The sequence below is a fragment of the Pantoea sp. CS_6 genome, from assembly GCF_041954745.1.
Taxonomy (GTDB): Bacteria; Pseudomonadota; Gammaproteobacteria; order Enterobacterales; family Enterobacteriaceae; genus Pantoea; species Pantoea stewartii.
This window is the reverse complement of record NZ_JAVAYG010000004.1, coordinates 25,499-46,468: the sequence shown is the minus strand read 5'-3', so window position 1 is coordinate 46,468 and position 20,970 is coordinate 25,499. Positions and strand designations below refer to the sequence as shown.

22 protein-coding genes are annotated in these 20,970 nt (G+C 55.1%); 19 read left to right on the top strand and 3 right to left on the bottom strand.

Annotation, left to right across the window (positions count from 1 at the left end; translation table 11 throughout):
• Nucleotides 1-102 precede the first annotated feature (102 nt).
• From cysG to rpoS, 13 genes are all read left to right on the top strand, one after another.
• Complete coding sequence (cysG, locus tag RAC90_RS07425) at nucleotides 103-1,518, top strand: siroheme synthase CysG (protein ID WP_033739542.1); 1,416 nt, start codon at nucleotides 103-105, stop codon at nucleotides 1,516-1,518.
• Between the two features lie 11 nt (nucleotides 1,519-1,529).
• Nucleotides 1,530-2,438 (top strand): sulfate adenylyltransferase subunit CysD, encoded by a 909-nt coding sequence (cysD, locus tag RAC90_RS07420; protein ID WP_006120739.1) that lies wholly within the window; start codon nucleotides 1,530-1,532, stop codon nucleotides 2,436-2,438.
• An 11-nt stretch (nucleotides 2,439-2,449) separates the two neighbouring features.
• A complete protein-coding gene (gene cysN, locus RAC90_RS07415) occupies nucleotides 2,450-3,877 on the top strand; it encodes a sulfate adenylyltransferase subunit CysN (protein WP_033739540.1) in 1,428 nt (475 codons plus the stop codon).
• Complete coding sequence (gene cysC, locus RAC90_RS07410) at nucleotides 3,877-4,482, top strand: adenylyl-sulfate kinase (RefSeq protein WP_033739539.1); 606 nt, start codon at nucleotides 3,877-3,879, stop codon at nucleotides 4,480-4,482. The genes cysN and cysC overlap by 1 nt, the downstream gene beginning before the upstream one ends.
• Before the next feature lie 55 nt (nucleotides 4,483-4,537).
• Nucleotides 4,538-4,858: a DUF3561 family protein gene (locus RAC90_RS07405; RefSeq protein WP_375124175.1), complete on the top strand. Its 321-nt coding sequence runs from the start codon at nucleotides 4,538-4,540 to the stop codon at nucleotides 4,856-4,858.
• A gap of 169 nt (nucleotides 4,859-5,027) precedes the next feature.
• A complete protein-coding gene (ftsB, locus tag RAC90_RS07400) occupies nucleotides 5,028-5,345 on the top strand; it encodes a cell division protein FtsB (protein ID WP_006120735.1) in 318 nt (105 codons plus the stop codon).
• Between the two features lie 3 nt (nucleotides 5,346-5,348).
• Nucleotides 5,349-6,065 (top strand): 2-C-methyl-D-erythritol 4-phosphate cytidylyltransferase, encoded by a 717-nt coding sequence (gene ispD, locus RAC90_RS07395; protein WP_277283075.1) that lies wholly within the window; start codon nucleotides 5,349-5,351, stop codon nucleotides 6,063-6,065.
• Nucleotides 6,065-6,547 carry a 2-C-methyl-D-erythritol 2,4-cyclodiphosphate synthase gene (ispF, locus tag RAC90_RS07390; RefSeq protein ID WP_006120733.1) on the top strand — a complete coding sequence of 161 codons (483 nt, stop codon included), beginning with the start codon at nucleotides 6,065-6,067 and terminating at the stop codon, nucleotides 6,545-6,547. Before ispD ends, ispF begins: the two co-directional genes overlap by 1 nt.
• On the top strand, nucleotides 6,544-7,584 hold the full coding sequence (gene truD / locus RAC90_RS07385; RefSeq protein ID WP_375124174.1) for a tRNA pseudouridine(13) synthase TruD: 1,041 nt from the start codon (nucleotides 6,544-6,546) through the stop codon (nucleotides 7,582-7,584). Before ispF ends, truD begins: the two co-directional genes overlap by 4 nt.
• A gap of 267 nt (nucleotides 7,585-7,851) precedes the next feature.
• Nucleotides 7,852-8,613: a 5'/3'-nucleotidase SurE gene (gene surE / locus RAC90_RS07380; protein ID WP_375124173.1), complete on the top strand. Its 762-nt coding sequence runs from the start codon at nucleotides 7,852-7,854 to the stop codon at nucleotides 8,611-8,613.
• The gene (locus tag RAC90_RS07375) at nucleotides 8,607-9,233 is read left to right on the top strand and encodes a protein-L-isoaspartate(D-aspartate) O-methyltransferase (protein WP_006120730.1); all 627 of its coding nucleotides are present in this window, start codon (nucleotides 8,607-8,609) and stop codon (nucleotides 9,231-9,233) included. Before surE ends, RAC90_RS07375 begins: the two co-directional genes overlap by 7 nt.
• Before the next feature lie 164 nt (nucleotides 9,234-9,397).
• A complete protein-coding gene (gene nlpD / locus RAC90_RS07370) occupies nucleotides 9,398-10,522 on the top strand; it encodes a murein hydrolase activator NlpD (protein ID WP_033739535.1) in 1,125 nt (374 codons plus the stop codon).
• Nucleotides 10,523-10,573: 51 nt separating this feature from the next.
• Entirely contained in the window at nucleotides 10,574-11,566 is a 993-nt protein-coding gene (rpoS, locus tag RAC90_RS07365) for an RNA polymerase sigma factor RpoS (protein WP_006120728.1), read from the top strand.
• A 69-nt stretch (nucleotides 11,567-11,635) separates the two neighbouring features.
• Here rpoS and RAC90_RS07360 read toward each other — a convergent pair whose 3' ends face one another.
• The 3 genes from RAC90_RS07360 to mutS form a co-directional block, all read right to left on the bottom strand.
• Nucleotides 11,636-12,367 (bottom strand): 2-phosphosulfolactate phosphatase, encoded by a 732-nt coding sequence (locus tag RAC90_RS07360; protein WP_324029899.1) that lies wholly within the window; start codon nucleotides 12,365-12,367, stop codon nucleotides 11,636-11,638.
• A 48-nt stretch (nucleotides 12,368-12,415) separates the two neighbouring features.
• Nucleotides 12,416-12,889, bottom strand: coding sequence for a helix-turn-helix domain-containing protein (locus tag RAC90_RS07355; protein ID WP_324029901.1), 474 nt, complete (start codon nucleotides 12,887-12,889; stop codon nucleotides 12,416-12,418).
• Between the two features lie 227 nt (nucleotides 12,890-13,116).
• The gene (mutS, locus tag RAC90_RS07350) at nucleotides 13,117-15,678 is read right to left on the bottom strand and encodes a DNA mismatch repair protein MutS (RefSeq protein ID WP_172913447.1); all 2,562 of its coding nucleotides are present in this window, start codon (nucleotides 15,676-15,678) and stop codon (nucleotides 13,117-13,119) included.
• Nucleotides 15,679-16,013: 335 nt separating this feature from the next.
• On the opposite strand from mutS, the gene mltB reads away from it, so the two are divergent.
• The 6 genes from mltB to RAC90_RS07320 all read left to right on the top strand — a co-directional run bounded on the left by mltB (nucleotide 16,014) and on the right by RAC90_RS07320 (nucleotide 20,878).
• A complete protein-coding gene (mltB, locus tag RAC90_RS07345; protein ID WP_039338335.1) occupies nucleotides 16,014-17,102 on the top strand; it encodes a lytic murein transglycosylase B in 1,089 nt (362 codons plus the stop codon).
• Nucleotides 17,103-17,177: 75 nt separating this feature from the next.
• Nucleotides 17,178-17,513 (top strand): zinc ribbon domain-containing protein YjdM, encoded by a 336-nt coding sequence (locus RAC90_RS07340; RefSeq protein ID WP_006120723.1) that lies wholly within the window; start codon nucleotides 17,178-17,180, stop codon nucleotides 17,511-17,513.
• A 195-nt stretch (nucleotides 17,514-17,708) separates the two neighbouring features.
• Nucleotides 17,709-18,485 carry a trans-aconitate 2-methyltransferase gene (tam, locus tag RAC90_RS07335; protein WP_033739528.1) on the top strand — a complete coding sequence of 259 codons (777 nt, stop codon included), beginning with the start codon at nucleotides 17,709-17,711 and terminating at the stop codon, nucleotides 18,483-18,485.
• A 105-nt stretch (nucleotides 18,486-18,590) separates the two neighbouring features.
• The gene (gene pncC, locus RAC90_RS07330; RefSeq protein ID WP_006120722.1) at nucleotides 18,591-19,085 is read left to right on the top strand and encodes a nicotinamide-nucleotide amidase; all 495 of its coding nucleotides are present in this window, start codon (nucleotides 18,591-18,593) and stop codon (nucleotides 19,083-19,085) included.
• 95 nt (nucleotides 19,086-19,180) lie between these two features.
• The gene (recA, locus tag RAC90_RS07325) at nucleotides 19,181-20,251 is read left to right on the top strand and encodes a recombinase RecA (RefSeq protein WP_006120721.1); all 1,071 of its coding nucleotides are present in this window, start codon (nucleotides 19,181-19,183) and stop codon (nucleotides 20,249-20,251) included.
• A gap of 114 nt (nucleotides 20,252-20,365) precedes the next feature.
• Nucleotides 20,366-20,878, top strand: coding sequence for a regulatory protein RecX (locus RAC90_RS07320; protein WP_080752857.1), 513 nt, complete (start codon nucleotides 20,366-20,368; stop codon nucleotides 20,876-20,878).
• Nucleotides 20,879-20,970 lie beyond the last annotated feature (92 nt).

The following is a 20,970-nucleotide window of genomic DNA, read 5'->3' as shown; positions in this document are numbered from 1 at the left end:
GTTATTCCATTCGGTAACATCTCATTCCAATTCGTAATTTCATCTCAATTCACCAGGGAACGTATAGTCGCGATAACGCATCGTAACAACACCAGGGTTAACGTGGATTATTTGCCTCTTTTTGCCGATCTCGCGGGTCGACCTGTACTGGTCGTGGGCGGGGGAGATATCGCGGCGCGCAAGATTGAATTGCTGCGTCGGGCGGGGGCGCGCATTCAGATTGCCTCACGCGAGCTGTGCCCGGAGTTACAAACCTTACTGGATGAACAGCAGCTTGAATGGCTGGCGACGGCTTTTGAGCCTGCACAGCTAGACAAGGTGTTTCTGGTCATTGCCGCGACCGACGATAACGCGCTGAATGCGCAGGTTTATGACGAGGCCAATGCCCGCCATAAACTGGTCAACGTCGTCGACGATCAGCCGAAATGCAGTTTTATTTTCCCCTCCATCGTAGACCGCTCACCGCTGGTGGTGGCGATCTCCTCCAGCGGGACGGCACCGGTCCTTGCCCGCATGTTACGTGAAAAACTGGAAACGTTGCTGCCGTCTCATCTGGGCCAGATGGCCGAGCTGGCGGGGCAGTGGCGTGACAAAGTCAAAGCCCGCTTCAGTCGCATGTCCGATCGCCGCCGCTACTGGGAACGGATCTTTAACGGCCGCTTTGCCAGTCAGATGGCAACAGGCGATGTTGAGGCCGCCAAAGCGACGCTGGACAGCGAACTGGGCGATCAGCCGCCCCGGCAGGGCGAGATTATCCTTGTCGGTGCCGGGCCGGGCGACAGCGGTCTGCTGACGCTGCGCGGACTGCAGGTGATGCAACTGGCCGATGTGGTGCTCTATGACCATCTGGTCAGTGAAGAGGTGCTGGATCTGGTTCGACGCGATGCCGACCGTATCTGCGTGGGCAAGCGTGCCAGCGCGCATCTGTTACCGCAGGACGAAATCAACCAACTGATGGTGCAGCTGGCGCAGAAAGGCAAGCGCGTGGTGCGGTTGAAAGGCGGCGATCCGTTTATCTTCGGCCGCGGCGGCGAAGAGTTACAGGCCGCCCAGCAGGCGGGCATTCCGTTCCAGGTCGTGCCTGGCGTTACCGCTGCCGCTGGCGCAACCGCCTACGCCGGTATCCCGCTGACGCACCGTGATTACGCGCAGAGCGTTCTGTTTATTACCGGTCACTGTCGGCCGGACAGTGATGACATTGACTGGCCGTCCCTGGCGCGCGCGCGACAAACGCTGGCGATTTATATGGGTGCGATGAAGGCCGCCGAAATCAGTCGACAGCTTATTCTCCATGGACGCGCGGCGTCGACGCCGGTGGCGGTAATTGGCCGCGGCACCCGGTCCGACCAACAGGTTCTGACCGGCACGCTTGAACATCTTGAAACGCTGGCAGCGTCAGCGCCTTCCCCGGCCCTGCTGGTGATTGGGGAAGTGGTTAATTTACACGGGCAACTTGCCTGGTTTCAGCATTCGGCACAGCAGGGGGCTCGTGAGTCCGCCGTTGTCAATCTGGCTTGAGAGGAAAAACGATGGATCAAAAACGACTCACTCATCTGCGCCAACTGGAGGCAGAGAGTATCCATATCATCCGTGAAGTGGCAGCCGAATTTGGCAATCCGGTCATGATGTATTCTATCGGCAAGGATTCTTCTGTGATGCTGCATCTGGCACGCAAAGCCTTCTATCCGGGTACGCTGCCCTTCCCGTTGCTGCATGTCGATACCGGCTGGAAGTTTCGTGAGATGTACGAATTCCGCGATCGCACCGTAAAAGCCATGGGGGCCGAACTGCTGGTGCATCGCAACCCGGAAGGCGTGGCGATGGGCATCAATCCCTTTGTGCACGGCAGTGCCAAACACACCGACATCATGAAAACCGAAGGCCTGAAGCAGGCCCTGAACAAATACGGTTTCGATGCGGCCTTTGGTGGCGCGCGCCGTGATGAAGAGAAGTCACGCGCTAAAGAGCGTATCTACTCATTCCGTGACCGTTTTCATCGCTGGGACCCGAAAAACCAGCGCCCGGAACTGTGGCACAACTATAACGGCCAGATTAACAAAGGCGAGAGCATCCGTGTTTTCCCGCTGTCAAACTGGACCGAGCTGGATATCTGGCAGTACATCTTCCTGGAAAACATTGAGATTGTTCCGCTCTATCTTGCCGCGCCGCGTCCGGTACTGGAACGTGATGGCATGCTGATGATGATCGATGACGACCGTATCAACCTTCAGCCAGGTGAAGTGATTAAACAGCGCATGGTGCGTTTCCGTACCCTGGGATGCTGGCCGCTCACCGGTGCGGTGGAATCTGAAGCGCAAACCTTGCCTGAGATTATTGAAGAGATGCTGGTTTCGACCACCAGCGAACGTCAGGGCCGGGTAATTGACCGCGATCAGTCCGGTTCGATGGAACTGAAAAAACGTCAGGGTTATTTCTAAGGAGACGCCAGATGAATACCGTAATTGCACAACAAATTGCCGAACAGGGCGGCGTTGAAGCCTGGCTGACCGCACAACAATACAAAAGCCTGCTGCGTTTTCTGACCTGCGGCAGCGTGGACGATGGGAAAAGTACGCTGATCGGTCGCCTGCTGCACGACACCCGACAAATCTACGAAGATCAGCTGTCGTCATTACAAAGTGACAGTAAACGTCATGGTACGCAGGGCGAAAAACTGGATCTGGCCCTGCTGGTGGATGGCCTGCAAGCCGAGCGTGAGCAGGGCATCACCATTGACGTCGCTTACCGCTATTTCTCTACCGAGAAGCGCAAGTTCATCATTGCCGACACGCCGGGGCATGAGCAGTACACCCGCAATATGGCGACGGGGGCATCGACCTGCGATCTGGCTATTCTGCTGATCGACGCCCGTAAAGGCGTGCTGGACCAGACCCGCCGCCACAGCTTTATTTCCACTCTGCTGGGAATCAAGCATCTGGTCGTGGCGATCAACAAAATGGATCTGGTGGACTATCAGCAGTCTGTGTTCGAGCAGATCAAACAGGATTACCTCGATTTTGCCGGACAACTGCCCGACGACCTGGATATTCGTTTCGTGCCGATGTCGGCGCTGGAAGGCGAAAACGTCGCCTCACAGAGTCAAAGCATGCCCTGGTACACCGGTCCGACCTTACTGGACGTGCTGGAAACGGTGGAGCTGAACGCAGTCGTCGATCATCAGCCAATGCGGTTTCCGGTGCAGTACGTCAACCGTCCCAATCTTGATTTCCGGGGTTATGCCGGTACGCTCGCGTCCGGGACCGTAAAGGTGGGCCAGCGGGTTAAAGTGCTGCCCTCCGGCGTTGAATCGACTGTTGCCCGTATCGTGACTTTTGATGGCGATTTGCAGGAGGCGGGCGCGGGTGAAGCCATTACGCTGGTTCTCAATGATGAGATTGATATCAGTCGTGGCGATCTGCTCGTGGAGGCAAGCGCGGAACTGCGTGCGGTTCAGTCAGCCACCGTCGATGTGGTGTGGATGGCAGAGCAGCCGTTACAGGCCGGGCAAAGTTACGATGTAAAAATTGCGGGCAAAAAAGCGCGCGGTCGTGTTGAAAAGGTCATTCATCAGGTTGAGATTAACTCGCTGGAAAAACGCGAGGCGGACAGCCTGCCGCTGAATGGCATTGGTCTGGTGACGTTTACCTTTGACGAACCGCTGGTGCTCGACAGCTATCAGGATAACCCGGTCACCGGCGGAATGATTATCATCGATCGTCTGAGTAACGTGACCGTCGGGGCAGGGCTTATTCATGAGCCGCTGGCCGATAACCCCCAGCAGCACGGTGAATTTAGTGCGTTTGAACTGGAACTGAATGCGCTGGTTCGTCGTCATTTCCCGCACTGGAATGCACGCGATCTGCTGGGCGGTCAGTAATGGCCCGGCATGATGAAAATGTCGTATGGCATGACCATCCCGTCACGCGCGATGCGCGTGAACAGCAGCACGGCCATCAGGGCGTGGTGCTGTGGTTCACCGGCCTTTCGGGGTCGGGAAAATCCACTGTGGCTGGCGCGCTGGAACAGGCGTTGCACCGCATCGGCGTCAGCACCTATCTGCTGGACGGCGACAACGTGCGCCATGGCCTGTGCCGCGATCTGGGCTTTAGCGATGCCGATCGTAAAGAGAATATCCGCCGGGTAGGCGAAGTCGCAAAACTGATGGTGGATGCGGGGTTAGTGGTGCTGACCGCGTTTATCTCGCCGCATCGGGCCGAGCGTCAAATGGTGCGTGATCTGCTGGATGAAGGCCGGTTTATTGAGGTTTATGTCGATACACCGTTGGCAGTGTGTGAAGCGCGCGACCCGAAAGGGTTATACAAAAAAGCCCGCGCGGGCGAATTGCGAAATTTCACCGGTATAGACAGCGTTTATGAAGCGCCGGAACAGCCAGAAATCCGGCTTAATGGGGAACAATTGGTTACAAAACTGACGCCCCAATTATTAGATCTGCTGCGCCAGCGCGATATTATCAGTTCCTGAACAGACAGCGGCAGAGCGCATTCCGTTTTGCCGCCTTCGCGTTGACAGGATATTTATGCAGAATATAACCCCCATGCTGACACGCAAAGACTCACGTACGCCTGATGAACCGCGTTCGGTATTACCGGGTGGCATCATTGGTTTCGTATGTTACTGGTGTGCGCTGGCCATTCCTTTCCTGTTGTACGGCTCCAGTACGCTATTTTTCTTTCTCTACACGTGGCCCTTTTTCCTGGCGTTGTTTCCGGTTTCCGTCCTGACGGGCATGGTACTGAGTACCTGGCTGCGTGGGCAATGGATATGGACCTCCCTGATATGCGTTATCGCTGTCGCCCTCCAGTTCTGGATACTGTTCCTGTTTCTGTCACGCTGGTAACGGCGTTGATGTCTAAACGCACCAGCAGGTTACAAAAGTTTTCCGGTCTTGTACCTTCTCGCTCTTCTCCTTTTTTTGCTCAGGCGAACGGCATTAGCAGGCATTTTCGCTGCCAGTGTGGAGTCCTGAGTAAAGTTATGGGATGATTGAGCCGTTTTTAGGGGGCGGGATGGGAAAACTGACGTTACTGCTACTGGTGCTGCTTGGCTGGCTGCAATATTCCTTGTGGTTAGGCAAGAATGGTATCCATGATTTTACGCGCGTCAGCGATGACGTGGCGGTACAAAAGGCGACAAACGCCAAACTTAAAATGCGTAACGATCAACTGTTTGCCGAAATTGACGATCTCAATGGCGGCTCTGAAGCGATCGAGGAACGCGCACGCAGTGAATTAGGCATGATTAAGCCGGGTGAAACCTTCTATCGTCTGGTGCCTGACCAGAACAAACGCAACGCGCAACAAGCTGCGCAAAACCAACAACGATAAAACATGAACAATCAGTCCCACTCTGCGGATGTGATTGCCGTGGTGCCCGCTGCCGGTATCGGCAGCCGCATGCTGGCAACCTGTCCCAAACAGTATCTGACGATTGGTCAGCACACACTTCTGGAACACAGTATTGCGCGTCTGTTCTCCCATCCCGCGGTTTCTCAGGTCATCGTCGCGTTAAGCCCTGACGATAATCACTTTGCCCGTTTGCCGCTGGCCAGCGATCCGCGTGTTGTGCGCGTGACCGGCGGCGAAACGCGTGCCGAGTCGGTGCTGGCGGGATTACAGGCGGCGCAGGGCGCGCACTGGGTGTTAGTGCACGATGCCGCGCGCCCGTGTCTGCATCCGGATGATCTGGACCGCCTGCTGCAGTTACCAGGAAAGAGCAAAACGGGTGGCATTCTGGCGGCACCGGTCTGTGACACCATGAAGCGGGGGGAACCCGGCCAGTCAGCGATTGCGCATACGGTCGAACGTGACCATCTGTGGCATGCCCTGACGCCGCAACTTTTTCCCCACGCGCTCCTTACCGCCTGCCTGACCCGCGCCTTGAATGAGGGCGCGATCATTACCGATGAAGCCTCGGCACTGGAATATTGTGGCTACCATCCTGAGCTGGTCACAGGTCGCAGCGATAACATTAAAGTTACCCGCCCGGAAGACTTAGCCCTGGCGGCTTTTTATCTTAGTCAGATTCAGTCAAAGGAGAGCGCATGATGCGTATCGGTCACGGTTTTGACGTTCACGCTTTCGGTGGAGAAGGTCCGCTGGTGATTGGCGGTGTGCGAATTCCATTTGAGTATGGTTTTATCGCCCATTCGGATGGCGACGTGGCACTGCATGCTCTGACCGATGCCTTACTGGGCGCGGTGGCAATGGGCGATATTGGCAAGCTGTTCCCGGATACCGATCCGGCGTTCAAAGGCGCAGACAGCCGCGGTTTGCTGCGGGAAGCCTGGCGCCGTATTGCGGCGAAAGGCTATCGCATCGGTAACGTGGACGTCACGATTATCGCTCAGGCACCTAAAATGCTGCCGCATGTACCCCAGATGCGCATCAATATTGCTGAAGATCTGGGTTGCCATATGGATCAGGTGAACGTTAAAGCCACCACGACGGAAAAGCTCGGGTTCACCGGACGCGGCGAAGGCATTGCCTGTGAAGCGGTCGCGTTGCTGCTGAAAACGGAGTCGGCATGACGTTGCAGTACCTCCACGGTGTGCCTGGCGCGACGGGCGTGATTAAAGCCCGCCCGGAAGACTTCGAGGTGAAGGAAGACCTGGGGTACCGCCCTGACGGTGAAGGTGAGCATGTGCTGGTGCGCATTCGTAAAACGGGTGCCAATACGCGTTTTGTTGCCGAAGCCCTGGCAAAATTTATGAAAATTCCTGCCCGCGACCTCAGTTATGCCGGCATGAAAGACCGCCACGCCGTGACTGAGCAAACACTCTGCTTCCGTGTGCCGGGCAATGCGATGCCCAACCTGACAGGCTTTGCATCAGAAGGCGTCGAAATCCTTGAGGTTGTGCGTCATAAGCGCAAATTGCGCGTCGGCGCGTTGGCCGGAAACGCCTTTCGGTTGACCATACGACAGGTCAGCCAGCGCGATGACGTCGAGGCCCGCCTTAAGCAGATTCGTGAACGCGGTGTGCCTAATTATTTTGGCGAGCAACGCTTTGGGCGCAACGGCAACAATCTGCAGACGGCGTTGAAACTGGCGCGTCAGGAAATCCAGATACGTGACCGCAATAAACGTGGCCTGATGTTCTCTGCTGCACGCAGTGCGTTATTCAATCAGGTCACCAGTCTGCGTTTGCAGCAGCAGGGTAGCCTGACTCAGGTCATGAACGGGGATGCATTGCAGCTTACCGGGCGTGGCAGTTGGTTTGTCGCCCAGCCCGAGGAAAGGGAGGCGTTGCAGGCGCGCGTGGATCAGCAAGCGCTGCGTATCACGGCCCCCTTGCCCGGAAAAGGCGAGGCGGGGCCACAGGGCGACGCGCTGGCGTTCGAAGAGCACTGTCTGGCGGATGCCGTAGAACTGCGCGCGCTGCTGGTGCGTGAACGGGTGGAGGCCAGCCGGCGTGCCATGCTGGTGGTGCCGCGCGATTTGCACTGGCAGTGGCTGGATGACGCCACCCTGACGTTGCAGTTCTGGTTACCGGCGGGCAGCTTTGCCACCAGCGTGGTCAGAGAGCTGGTCATCACTGACGACACAGCGGATTTACCTGACGAATAAGCCTCGTCCTCACCTGGCCAGTCGCGCGGGTGAGGGACGCGCTGGCGTACACGATGGGCTGCGTAGCAGGGGGCCAGCATCGCACGAAATCTTTCCTTTCAAGCAAATGTGTTACCTTTTTCCTGCCTGTGCGTTTTATTTTCGTCTACCACTTCCTCTCGCTCACCGCTAGAATGCAAAAGTCGCTGTCCAGTCATAACCTGTTGCCATGCTTCAAAACAGGTCCTTATTACGGCGACCCGGTTGAACAGAAAAGGTCAGAATTAAATGCGGATATTGCTCAGCAACGATGATGGCATCCATGCACCTGGTATTCAGACGCTGGCAAAGGCTTTGCGTCAATTTGCCGAGGTGCAGGTGGTGGCACCGGATCGCAATCGCAGTGGTGCCTCCAACTCATTGACGCTGGAAACCCCGTTGCGCACCTTTACCCATGAAAACGGGGACATTGCGGTGCAAATGGGCACGCCCACCGATTGCGTGTATTTGGGCGTAAACGCGCTGATGCAACCCCGACCCGATATTGTGGTCTCGGGGATCAATGCCGGCCCCAATCTGGGTGATAACGTTATCTATTCCGGCACGGTGGCCGCGGCCATGGAGGGACGTCATCTGGGTTTGCCCGCCATTGCGGTTTCGCTCAATGGTCACGAGCACTATGCCACTGCGGCGGCGGTAACCTGTGCGCTGCTAAAAGCGCTGAGTCGTGAGCCGCTGCGCACCGGACGCATACTGAACATCAATGTGCCCGATCTGCCGCTGGCGGAGGTGAAAGGCATTCGCGTGACGCGCTGTGGCAGTCGGCATCCGGCCGATCAGGTGATTGCCCAAACCGATCCGCGCGGCAATCCGCTGTACTGGATAGGACCACCGGGCGAAAAACTGGATGCCGGCCCTGATACTGATTTTGCCGCCGTGGATGAAGGTTATGTGTCCGTCACCGCGCTGCATGTTGATCTCACCGCGCACAAGGCTCAGGACGTGCTGAGTCGCTGGCTGGATAACGCTGAGGTAAACCTGGTATGGTGAGTCGGCGTATCGAGACACTGTTGGCGCAACTGCGTCAACAGGGGATTCATGACGAACACCTGTTAAAAGCCATCGCCGACGTGCCGCGTGAGCGCTTTATCGATGAGGCCTTTGAGCACAAAGCCTGGGATAACATGGCGCTCCCCATCGGCTCAGGCCAGACGATTTCACAGCCCTATATGGTGGCGCGGATGACCGCCCTGCTGGAGCTCGATGTGCACTCGCGTGTTCTGGAAATCGGGACCGGTTCTGGTTATCAGACCGCGATTCTGGCTCATCTGGTTGAGCATGTTTACTCTGTCGAACGCATCAAAGGTCTGCAGTGGCATGCAAAGCGCCGTCTGAAACAGCTTGATTTACATAACGTCTCTACTCGCCACGGTGATGGCTGGCAGGGCTGGCCCTCGCGCGGGCCTTTCGATGCCATTATTGTGACGGCGGCGCCCCCCGAAATTCCGACTGCGCTGATAGCACAACTGGCAGAAGGTGGCATTATGGTGCTACCTGTCGGTGAAGAGCAGCAGGTGCTTAAACGCCTGCGCCGACGCGGCGGTGAAATCACCGAGGAAACGATTGAGCCGGTGCGTTTCGTCCCGCTGGTTCAGGGCGATCTGGCCTGATGACCGTGTTAGCATTTCTTAATAACTGTTTCATGGCACACGGTAGTTGATATTGTTACTATCCAGTCAGTTCAACGAAAATACAGCGTTTAACGTGCCACACAGTGTAATGTGCTGGTGAAAAGAGAAAGTCAGTTTTTAAAGGTTGCCACCACGGGGGATTAATGAGCACGGGAAGCACAATTTTTCAGTTACGCCGTCTGGCGGCGCTTTCACTGGTGAGTTTTTGGCTGGCAGGCTGTAGTTCAGGCGACAATACACAAGCGCCAATAAGTAATATCGGCGACGGCAGCAGCATGAATGATAACGGTAATATGGCCAGCACTGGTACTGCGCCTGTTGCCAGTGGTGTGCCGACGATGCCATCGCAGGGCGGCATGTTGAGCCGAAATACGCCTGTGCCGCAGAATAAGCCGGGAATCATTAGTACCGGTAATAATACAAGTAATGAAGTTGAAACCCAGAACGGGCGAATTGTGTACAACAGAAGTTATCAGAATATTCCTAAAGGAAGCTATTCTGGACAAACGTACACCGTAAAACGCGGCGATACCCTCTTCTATATTGCCTGGATTACCGGCAATGACTTCCGCGATCTGGCGCAGCGCAACAACGTACAGCCACCGTACAGCCTAAATGTTGGGCAAACCTTGCAGGTCGACAACGGCTCCGGCCAGCCTATTACCGGGGGCAACGCGATTACCGCGGCGGATGCATCACAAAGCGGCATCGTCACCGCACCACAAATAAAACAGGCCCCTGTTGCACAGCAGCCTGTTATTACGTATTCTGATGATTCAGGTAACTCGAATGGCAGTAAATTGTTGCCTTCGAAGGGAGCAAATGTTGCAACGACAACAGCTCCAGCCGTTACCGCACCACCGACGGTGAGCAGTACAACAAACAGTTCAACGCCTGTTGGAAGCTGGCGTTGGCCGACCGAAGGTAAGATCATCGATAACTTCTCTGCCACCGAGGGTGGTAACAAAGGGATCGATATCGCAGGTTCGCGCGGACAACCGGTTGTGGCCACTGCTTCAGGAAGGGTGGTTTATGCAGGCAACGCGCTTCGTGGTTACGGTAATTTAATCATCATCAAACACAATGATGATTACCTGAGTGCCTACGCCCACAACGATACAATGCTGGTCCGGGAACAACAGGAAGTTAAGGCTGGGCAAAAGATCGCTACCATGGGTAGCACCGGAACCAGTTCAGTTAGATTACACTTTGAAATTCGTTACAAGGGGAAATCCGTAAACCCGTTGCGTTATTTACCGCAGCGATAATCCGGCAGAGTCCTCTGGAGTCTGCCCTGGAATCACGGGTAGGAGCCACTTATGAGCCAGAATACGCTGAAAGTAAACGAGTTACATGAGAATGCGGAATTCGAAGAGAATGGAGCAGAAATTTTTGATGAGAAGGCGCTCGTCGAAAATGACTCTGGCGACAATGATGTAGCAGAAGAGGAGTTGCTGGCGCAGGGTGCGACGCAACGTGTCCTTGACGCTACTCAGCTCTATCTTGGGGAGATTGGCTATTCTCCATTGCTGACGGCCGAGGAAGAGGTACTCTTCGCTCGCCGGGCATTACGAGGTGATATTCCTTCTCGTCGCCGCATGATCGAAAGTAACTTACGACTGGTGGTGAAGATTGCACGACGTTACAGCAATCGCGGTCTGGCCCTGCTGGACCTGATTGAGGAAGGTAACCTCGGCTTGATTCGCGCCGTTGAGAAATTTGATCCAGAACGTGGATTCCGTTTCTCAACGTATGCCACCTGGTGGATTCGTCAGACCATTGAACGGGCAATCATGAACCAGACCCGGACAATTCGTTTGCCGATCCACATTGTGAAAGAATTGAACGTTTATCTGCGTACTGCGCGTGAACTTTCTCACAAGCTCGACCACGAGCCGAGTGCGGAAGAGATTGCAGAACAACTGGATAAACCGGTTGATGACGTAAGTCGTATGTTGCGTCTCAACGAACGTATTACCTCAGTTGATACTCCATTAGGGGGCGATTCTGAGAAAGCGCTGCTGGATATCCTGGCCGATGAAAAAGACAACGGCCCAGAAGATACCACGCAAGACGACGATATGAAGCAAAGTATCGTTAAATGGCTGTTCGAACTGAACGCCAAGCAGCGCGAAGTGCTGGCTCGTCGTTTCGGCCTGTTGGGCTATGAAGCGGCAACGCTTGAGGATGTTGGCCGTGAAATCGGTTTAACCCGCGAGCGTGTGCGCCAGATTCAGGTTGAAGGTTTGCGCCGTCTGCGCGAAATCCTGCAAGGTCAGGGCCTCAGCATTGAAGCACTGTTCCGCGAATAAGCTGAACACGGCACGTCAACAGAAAGCGATGGGTAACCCCCATCGCTTTTTTTTGTCTGTTATTTACGCTTAAGCCTGTCCGGCAAAATACTCCCTTGTCAGAAAACAGGGCTGACGGGCGGCATCTTTTGTCAGGCAAAGTGTCACATCGTCCGGAAAGCCTCTTTGTATCAGCTCGACTGCGGACGCGCAGTGAAACAGTGCCGCGAAATTCTGGGACTGATGAGCGTGCCAGGCGGCGACAGCGGTCTGCGCTTCAGGTGAAAGCGTGCGTTGTGCCAGCGCGGCAATGATTCCCCCCGCTACCACATAATCCTCAATACAGGGGCGAAGGCTCCCGTCTGGCCAACGTTCGCCACAGGGGACAATCAGAATACGGCTGAAGGCGCGGCAGGCTTCGGCCGTTGCGGTCAGGTTTCTCAGGCAGCCTGTCAGCACGGGGACGCCCCGTTCCCGCGCCCTGAAGCAGGTTGCGGAGCCATTAGGGGAGGGCAGCACCAGTTTTTCATCCGGACGAACACTGAGTAACGTTCGCGGTGACAGACTGTAGCCCTCGCCACTGAATCGCCTGTCGCTGTTAGCCGCGATGGCACCGACGGACTGCGCATACTGCGTGACAGAGTGATCTTTCCAGGGATAAGGATAGACGCGCGCCCCGTTCTCCACTGCCACGCTGACACAGGTAGAAAAGGACATCACGTCAATAATCACGATGATATCCACGTCCCCGGCAAAATGATCAATGGCCGGGATCCCCCATTCCAGACGAACAGCAAACGCGTCCTGACGATACCAGTTCATAGGCTTTTCCCGCAGTGTGGTGTAACAGAGATGTGCAACCGGCGGAAGTTAGCCCTGCCTGCGCAATAATTTTTGCAGCCGTTTTTGCTGCCAGCGGCGGATCGCATCCTTAAATATAAACAGACGCAATGCTCTGACGAGCAGTAAGGCGCCCCAAATGGCGGCGACCCAGAGTGACCAGCGGTCATTGGGCGCCGTAAAGTAGTTCAGGACATACAGCAATGCGCATACCACCACAGCGCTAAACAGAGAACGGTAAAACCGGCTCTCGGCAGCGAGCTGCTGGCGGGCGTCAGAAATGTAGCTGTCCAGCGCTTCACCGTTATTCGCAGGGGCATCGGTCAGATCGGTCACGTTAATCTCAAACACGGCTGCCAGTGCGCTCAATGTTTCCAGGCTGGGCGGATCGCCGTTTTCGATGCGCTGTATGGTTCGGGTGCTGAGGCCGGCCATTTCAGCCAGTTGTTCCTGTGACCAGGCACGTGCCAGACGATATTCTCTGACATTGTTCAGGTTACGCATAATGAGTCTCCGAAAGAGTAAACAATCGGTTTGCAGCATCGCCGGTAAGTGTCGACAGAAACACGATCGCAGCACGACAGGCACACGACAGCATTATGACACCGCTTTATCAGCCTGTAATCGCGTAAAGCGGTAGCAGAAGGATGCGCCAGCAGGGATAAAGAAAGCGGGCGCAGAGAAACGCGTAACGGGAAGTCCGTAGCCGCCCTGCGAAAGGGCGGCCGTCATCAGACCAGTGCTTTAAGGCGGTAAATCCAGTCCAGCGCCTGGCGCGGTGTCAGCGTATCGGGATCCAGTGCTTCCAGCGCTTCCACGGCGGGAGACGTTTCTTCCACCAGCAACGGCAACTGCGAGCCGTCAACGTTTGACGTTGCGGATTGACTGGAAACCGTTTCGAGCTCTTTCAGCTTATTACGCGCGCGTTTAATCACCTCTTTTGGCACGCCGGCCAGCGCGGCCACGGCCAGCCCGTAGCTTTTACTGGCGGCACCGTCCTGCACACTGTGCATGAACGCAATCGTATCGCCATGTTCTACCGCATCCAGGTGAACGTTAACCACGCCTTCCAGTTTTTCAGGCAGGGTCGTCAGTTCAAAGTAGTGCGTTGCAAACAGGGTCATCGCTTTGATTCGGTTCGCCAGATTTTCCGCACAAGCCCAGGCAAGCGACAAGCCGTCATACGTAGAGGTGCCGCGGCCGATTTCATCCATCAGGACCAGGCTGTTTTCAGTCGCGTTGTGCAGAATATTGGCCGTTTCCGTCATTTCGACCATAAATGTCGAGCGGCCGGAGGCCAGATCATCTGCTGCGCCCACACGGGTGAAGATACGATCCAGTGGACCAATGACCACTTCTTCGGCGGGAACGAAACTGCCGATCCAGGCCATCAGCGCGATTAACGCAGCCTGACGCATATAGGTACTTTTACCGCCCATATTCGGGCCTGTGATGATCAACATGCGGCGTTGTGGTGCCAGCGAGAGCGGGTTGGCGATAAAAGGTTCTTTCAGGACCTGCTCCACTACCGGATGGCGGCCGGCGGTGATTTTAATCCCGGGCTTGTCGTGCAGCGTGGGACGGCAGTAGTTTAGCGTCCATGCGCGTTCCGCGAGGTTACTCAGTACATCCAGTTCGGCCAGCGCCGCCGCACTTAACTGTAACGCTTCAAGGTGCGGCAGCAGCAGATCAAACAGGCCTTCATACAGGCTTTTCTCCAGCGCCAGCGCTTTGCCTTTTGACGTCAGGACCTTGTCTTCATACTCCTTCAGCTCGGGAATGATATAGCGTTCAGCATTCTTAAGAGTCTGACGGCGGACATAGTGAATAGGCACCTGATGGCTCTGACCCCGGCTGACCTGAATGTAATAACCGTGCACGCCGTTAAAACCGACTTTCAGGCTGTCCAGACCGAGTTTTTCACGTTCGCGGATCTCCAGGCGATCCAGATAATCCGTCGCGCCATCCGCCAGGGCGCGCCACTCGTCCAGCTCAGCGTGATAACCCGGGGCGATCACACCGCCATCTCTGATTAATACGGGTGGGGATTCGACAACGGCCTGCTCAAGCAGCGTGCGCAGGTCGCTAAAGTCACCTATCTGGGTACGCAGGGTTTTCAGGTGGGCGGACCCGGCGTTTGCCAGCAGATCGTTGAGTTCCGGCAACTGCTGAAACGCATGGCGCATGCGCGCCAGATCGCGTGGACGCGCCGTGCGTAGCGCCAGACGGGCCAGAATACGCTCTAAATCACCGACCTGGCGCAGAACGGGCTGAAGCACGTCGCTCAGCGCCTGCAGCTCGGCGATTGATTCCTGTCGTTTCGCGATGACGCTGCTGTCACGCAACGGCATATGCAGCCAGCGTTTTAGCATCCGGCTGCCCATTGGCGTGACGGTTTTATCCAGCACCGCGGCTAAGGTGTTCTCGGTACCGCCTGCAAGGTTTTGGGTAATTTCAAGATTACGTCGGGTGGCGGCATCCATGATGATGCTGTCCTGCTGACGTTCCATGCTGATGGCGCGGATATGTGGCAGGCTGGTCCGTTGGGTATCTTTGACATACTGCAGCAGACAACCCGCCGCGCGCAGGCCGAGATGGGCCTGCTCCACACCAAAACCGTTTAAATCCCGCGTACCAAACTGCAAAGTAAGCTGCTGACGCGCGGTATCAATTTCAAATTCCCACAAAGGACGACGGCGCAGACCACGACGCTGATCGATGAGCGACATCGGCGAAAAATCTTCTGGATAAAGGAGTTCGGCAGGATTGGTTCGCTGCAGTTCGGCCGCCATGGTTTCCAGATCCATGGGCTCACTCAGACGAAACCGGCCTGAACTGATATCCAGCGTGGCATAACCATAGCCGCGCGCACCGTGCACCACAGCGGCCAGCAGGTTATCCTGCCGCTCCTGCAAGAGTGCCTCATCACTGATCGTCCCCGGGGTAACAATGCGGACGACCTTACGTTCGACCGGCCCTTTGCTGAGCGCCGGGTCGCCAATTTGTTCACAGATGGCGACCGACTCACCGAGTTGCACCAGCCTCGCCAGATAATTTTCAACCGCATGATGCGGGACACCGGCCATAGGGATCGGTTCGCCCGCCGAGGCACCGCGCTTGGTTAAGGAAATGTCTAATAACTGAGAGGCGCGTTTCGCATCGTCGTAAAACAGCTCATAGAAATCGCCCATGCGATAAAACAGCAGGATGTCAGGATGCTCGGCCTTGAGACGTAAATACTGCTGCATCATTGGCGTATGGGTGCTCAAGTCCATTTGCTCTGCTTTTTTCATCTCATCTTTACTCAAGGTTGACTCTTCCTTTTGCCCGTCACGGTCAAGGCGGTGGTTTAACAGAGAGACAGACAGGGATGTCTGTACCGTGCAGGAATCTTACCAGTTTACGGCTTCTGCATCATCAGGGTTGCCACGGCGAGTCATGAACTTAACAAAGCCGCGGGGTGACAGAAAGCGCGTCAGTAAAGGGAGGCCTCAGCGTTCGGGCCACTTCACAAAACGTGCCGATGCAGCGGTAAAAAAAGCGATTTTTTATACGATCACGTTTGTATGTCTTCCTGCTGAACGATTAACATTAACATCCCTGGTCTGGCTTGTTATATGGATATCCAATGCGTTCTAAGCTTGCTCTTCTTCCGCTTTTTGCCCTGCTTGCCGCCTGTAGCAGTAAGCCACACTCTTCGCAGCCGCAGCCTCCTGCGGAACTGATTGCGCCGAAAGGCGGATTTTTACTGGAACCCGCACATGCGGTTCAACCGATGTTTGGTGATTTCGCCAGTAATCCTGTTGCAGAACAATTTATTGATAAAATGGTGGCGAAGCACGGCTTTGACCGTCAGCAACTCCACGCCATCATCGGCCAGGCAAAACGACTGGATTATGTCCTGCGTCTGATGGATCGCCAGGCTCCCTCGTATACACCACCAAGTGGGCCTAACGGTGCCTGGATCCGCTATCGCGATAAGTTTATTACGCCGGATAACGTACAAAATGGCGTGGCGTTCTGGAATCAATATCAGGATGCTCTGCAGCGCGCGCAGCAGGTCTATGGCGTTCCTCCGGAAATTATCGTCGGCATTATTGGCGTCGAAACGCGCTGGGGCCGTGTTATGGGCAAAACCCGTATTCTGGATGCACTGGCTACGCTTTCCTTTGATTATCCACGCCGTTCTGCCTATTTCAGCAGCGAACTGGAAACCTTTTTGCTGATGGCGCGTGATGAAAAAGACGATCCGCTCGATCTCAAAGGATCGTTTGCCGGTGCGATGGGCTATGGCCAGTTCATGCCATCGTCCTACAAAGCTTACGCAGTCGACTTCAATGGTGATGGCCATATTAATTTATGGGATCCGGTCGATGCGATAGGCAGCGTCGCGCACTATTTTCAGCAGAATGGCTGGCGTCCTGGCGAGAATGTGGCCGTGCCGGCCAGCGGCCAGGCACCGATGCTGGAGAATGGCTTTAAGACCCGTTACAGCGTCAGTACGCTGGCCGCGTCAGGACTTTCTCCCCAGGGTCCGCTGGACGGCAATGATCAGGTCAGCCTGCTGCGGCTGGATTTAGGCACCAGTTATCAGTACTGGTACGGTTTACCTAACTTCTATGCCATTACGCGTTACAACAACAGCACGCATTATGCGATGGCTGTGTGGCAGTTGGGTGAAGCCGTCAGTAAGGCGCGTAAGGGCTCGCTGTTTTAATACTACCCTTATTAACTGTAAGGCTATATGATGGCGGCCCTGTATTTTGTGCCGCCGTTATTATCTGGAGTCGTTATGTCTTTACCTGCTTGTCCCGTTTGCCAGGCTGATTACACCTGGCAGGATGCTGAGAACCTAAACTGTCCGTCATGTGGTCATATCTGGACGCAAGCTGAAGGCAGCGACAGCGCTCAGGAACAGGTCGTTCGCGATGCTAACGGCAATATACTGGCAGATGGCGACAGCGTAACGGTTGTCAAGGATCTCAAGGTGAAGGGCAGCTCTTCTGTGCTGAAGATTGGCACCCGCGTGAAGAGTATCCGGCTGGTAGAAGGCGACCACAATATCGATTGTAAAATTGACGGATTCGGTCCGATGAAGCTGAAGTCTGAGTTTGTCAAAAAGAACTGATGGTATTGGGCGCCCAGTGCGCCCGATTTTATGTGTCCTCACGTCGCCCTGATGCGTTACCGGTACTCACCGGCTCTGCCAAAATCCGTTGACAGCCCCACCAGACATTATCCCTTTTGTTGCCTGAACGGGCACTTTATGCGTATTTATACGTCTATGTTCTGTGTGTCCGGAGCGCATGAGAGGTGAAACGTTATGCAAGACTGGGATCCCACGCTGTATCGCAAGTTCGAAGCCGAAAGAACACGACCGGCTCAGGAATTACTGTCCAGAATCAGGGTTGAAGATGTCCGTTTCGTTACCGATCTGGGGTGCGGCCCCGGCAACAGTACCGAACTGCTTGTCGATGCCTGGCCACAGGCGCAGATTACGGGCCTCGACAGTTCTGCTGCCATGCTGGAGCAGGCGCGTGAACGTCTACCACAATGCGCATTTATTCAGGCTGATATCGCCACCTGGCAGGCCGCGATTCCACAGCAGGTTATCTATGCGAATGCCTCGCTACAGTGGCTGGGCGGCCATTCCTCGCTCTTACCACATCTCGTAAATCAGCTGGCACCCGGCGGTACGCTGGCCGTCCAGATGCCTGATAATCTGGATGAGCCTTCACATCAGTTAATGCGAGATGTGGCCACTTCCGGGCCGTGGCGTGACAAAATCAGCGCGCAGGCGGCCGAGCGCAAGCGATTACCTTCAACTGAACACTATTACGATGTGCTGACAACGGCCGGGTGTGCCGTTGATATCTGGCGGACCACCTATTATCACGTTATGGATAATGCCCAGGCCATCATCCACTGGTTGAAAGCCACCGGGCTGCGTCCGTTTCTTGCGCCACTTAGCGTATCTGAACAGGAACAGTTTCTGGCCGCCTATCACCAGTGCCTCATGACCGCGTATCCGGCGCGGCAGGACGGCAAGGTCTTACTGGCGTTTCCCCGGCTTTTCATGGTGGCGACACGTAATCGCTAAAATATCTGGATAGTCACACGCAATTTCTGCATTGCTTTACCCCAGGCGCTTGAAAAAGGGCAGGGCTTGCACCATGTTCAGTACTCGTTGACAGGGAGCGACAAAATGAATGATTCGCAGTTGCAGACGTTGAGTGCGCAGATTGGTGAGGCGCTGAAGCAGCGTAATGCTACGGTGACCTGCGCCGAATCCTGCACCGGCGGCTGGATCGCCAAGGTGTTTACGGACATCAGTGGAAGCTCGGCCTGGTTTGAACGGGGATTCGTGACCTACAGTAATGAAGCCAAGCAGGAATTAGTCGGCGTCAGTGCCGCCTCACTGGCGCAATCTGGCGCGGTCAGTGAAGCCGTAGTGCGCGAAATGGCTGTCGGTGCCCGGCAGCAGGCGCGGGCCGATTACGCCATTTCCGTGAGCGGCATTGCTGGCCCGGAGGGGGGCAGTGAAGACAAACCCGTGGGAACGGTGTGGTTTGGCTTTGCCGGCCCCGACGATATTGTCATGGCTTTTCGCCAGCAGTTTGATGGTGACCGTGATGCGGTGCGCCGTCAGTCGGTTGCCTGGGCGCTGCAGACATTGGCCAGTAAATTTCTGAAAAATTAAACTTGATACTGTATGACTATACAGTATAATTATTCGCAACAGAAAGTGCACAGGCACCATGTGTGCGTGTTTACCCGGCATGATTAGGAGTAGAAATGGCAATTGATGAAAACAAACAGAAGGCTTTAGCTGCCGCGCTCGGCCAGATTGAGAAGCAATTTGGTAAAGGCTCCATCATGCGCTTGGGTGAAGACCGCTCAATGGATGTGGAAACCATCTCAACAGGCTCCCTGTCACTGGATATCGCATTAGGTGCGGGTGGATTGCCGATGGGCCGTATCGTCGAGATCTACGGTCCTGAAGCCTCGGGTAAAACCACGCTGACGCTGCAGGTGATTGCCGCCGCACAGCGTAAAGGTAAAACTTGTGCCTTTATCGATGCTGAACACGCACTGGATCCGGTCTACGCCAAGAAACTGGGCGTTGATATCGATAACCTGCTGTGTTCACAGCCCGATACGGGTGAACAGGCGCTGGAAATCTGTGACGCGCTGGCGCGCTCCGGTGCCGTTGACGTGATTATCGTCGACTCCGTTGCTGCCCTGACACCAAAAGCCGAAATTGAAGGCGAAATCGGTGACTCACATATGGGCCTGGCGGCGCGTATGATGAGCCAGGCGATGCGTAAGCTGGCCGGTAACCTGAAACAGTCGAATACGCTGCTGATCTTCATCAACCAGATTCGTATGAAAATTGGTGTGATGTTCGGTAACCCGGAAACCACTACCGGCGGTAACGCACTGAAGTTCTACGCGTCAGTTCGCCTTGATATCCGCCGTATTGGCGCCATCAAAGAGGGTGATAACGTCGTCGGTAGTGAAACCCGCGTTAAAGTGGTTAAGAACAAAATTGCTGCGCCCTTTAAGCAGGCTGAGTTCCAGATCATGTATGGCGAAGGGATCAACACCTTCGGTGAGCTGGTAGACCTCGGTGTGAAGCACAAGCTGATTGAAAAAGCGGGTGCCTGGTACAGCTATAAAGGCGATAAAATTGGTCAGGGTAAGGCAAACGCCAGCAACTTCCTCAAGGAAAATGCGGCTGTCGCGAACGAAATTGACCTGAAACTGCGCGACATGTTGCTCAACGGCGCTGAGCAAAACGACGCAGCGGACTTCTCCGCTGACGACGTTGAGAATGCAGCCAGCGAAGCAAACGAAGACTATTAATGCCTGAAACGGGAGCAGAGAAATCTGCTCCCGTTTGACGTTAACCTCTCACTTGCCTTTCCTCTTTCCTCCTCTGCCTCCATACTCTCTTTCCGTTTGTTAAAGGTGCGCAGTATGTCTGAACAACCTCAGCCACACGTTATCTCTTTTTCACGCCTGCTCGATCGGGCAATGCGCCTGCTGGGTCAGCGCGATCACAGTCGCGAAGAGCTCAAACAAAAACTGCAGTTATCTGCCCAGCGCAGTGCGTGGATAAAACAAAAAGAACCTGAAATTATCACTCCCGAGCTGTTGGAAAGGGTCATCAACTGGTGCAGCGAAAATGGCTGGCTGAACGATGAGCGCTTCACAGAGCGATTTATTCAGAGCCGCAGCCGTAAAGGCTTTGGCCCACAACGGATCCGGCTGGAGCTGGGGCAAAAGGGCATAAGCCGTGATGCGATTGATCTCGCCATGGAAGAGACGGAGATCGACTGGTCAGCCTGCGCAGCGGAACTGGCAGAAAAGAAATTTGGCCATCCGTTGCCGACCGAATGGAAAGAAAAAGCAAAAGTGCAACGCTATCTGCATGCAAAAGGCTTTCTGAGTGAAGATATTCAGCAGGTTTTCAGAAATTTTGACGACTAAAGGCCGATGTGATTTTACTTCCCTCCGAAGAATATTTATCTTACCCCTTTTGGTTCCTTAAGCTTGCTGCCGTGATAACGCGGTACGCCTGA

Bases quoted from the DNA above. Each gene is read 5' to 3' on its own strand.
- ispD (WP_277283075.1), top strand. From the start codon at position 5,349: ATGAACAATCAGTCCCACTCTGCGGATGTGATTGCCGTGGTGCCCGCT.
- ftsB (WP_006120735.1), top strand. From the start codon at position 5,028: ATGGGAAAACTGACGTTACTGCTACTGGTGCTGCTTGGCTGGCTGCAA.
- mutS (WP_172913447.1), bottom strand. From the start codon at position 15,678: ATGAAAAAAGCAGAGCAAATGGACTTGAGCACCCATACGCCAATGATG.
- RAC90_RS07360 (WP_324029899.1), bottom strand. From the start codon at position 12,367: ATGAACTGGTATCGTCAGGACGCGTTTGCTGTTCGTCTGGAATGGGGG.
- RAC90_RS07340 (WP_006120723.1), top strand. From the start codon at position 17,178: ATGTCTTTACCTGCTTGTCCCGTTTGCCAGGCTGATTACACCTGGCAG.
- cysN (WP_033739540.1), top strand. From the start codon at position 2,450: ATGAATACCGTAATTGCACAACAAATTGCCGAACAGGGCGGCGTTGAA.
- RAC90_RS07375 (WP_006120730.1), top strand. From the start codon at position 8,607: ATGGTGAGTCGGCGTATCGAGACACTGTTGGCGCAACTGCGTCAACAG.
- truD (WP_375124174.1), top strand. From the start codon at position 6,544: ATGACGTTGCAGTACCTCCACGGTGTGCCTGGCGCGACGGGCGTGATT.
- tam (WP_033739528.1), top strand. From the start codon at position 17,709: ATGCAAGACTGGGATCCCACGCTGTATCGCAAGTTCGAAGCCGAAAGA.
- pncC (WP_006120722.1), top strand. From the start codon at position 18,591: ATGAATGATTCGCAGTTGCAGACGTTGAGTGCGCAGATTGGTGAGGCG.
- RAC90_RS07355 (WP_324029901.1), bottom strand. From the start codon at position 12,889: ATGCGTAACCTGAACAATGTCAGAGAATATCGTCTGGCACGTGCCTGG.
- cysD (WP_006120739.1), top strand. From the start codon at position 1,530: ATGGATCAAAAACGACTCACTCATCTGCGCCAACTGGAGGCAGAGAGT.
- cysC (WP_033739539.1), top strand. From the start codon at position 3,877: ATGGCCCGGCATGATGAAAATGTCGTATGGCATGACCATCCCGTCACG.
- nlpD (WP_033739535.1), top strand. From the start codon at position 9,398: ATGAGCACGGGAAGCACAATTTTTCAGTTACGCCGTCTGGCGGCGCTT.
- RAC90_RS07320 (WP_080752857.1), top strand. From the start codon at position 20,366: ATGTCTGAACAACCTCAGCCACACGTTATCTCTTTTTCACGCCTGCTC.
- mltB (WP_039338335.1), top strand. From the start codon at position 16,014: ATGCGTTCTAAGCTTGCTCTTCTTCCGCTTTTTGCCCTGCTTGCCGCC.
- rpoS (WP_006120728.1), top strand. From the start codon at position 10,574: ATGAGCCAGAATACGCTGAAAGTAAACGAGTTACATGAGAATGCGGAA.
- surE (WP_375124173.1), top strand. From the start codon at position 7,852: ATGCGGATATTGCTCAGCAACGATGATGGCATCCATGCACCTGGTATT.
- recA (WP_006120721.1), top strand. From the start codon at position 19,181: ATGGCAATTGATGAAAACAAACAGAAGGCTTTAGCTGCCGCGCTCGGC.
- ispF (WP_006120733.1), top strand. From the start codon at position 6,065: ATGCGTATCGGTCACGGTTTTGACGTTCACGCTTTCGGTGGAGAAGGT.
- RAC90_RS07405 (WP_375124175.1), top strand. From the start codon at position 4,538: ATGCAGAATATAACCCCCATGCTGACACGCAAAGACTCACGTACGCCT.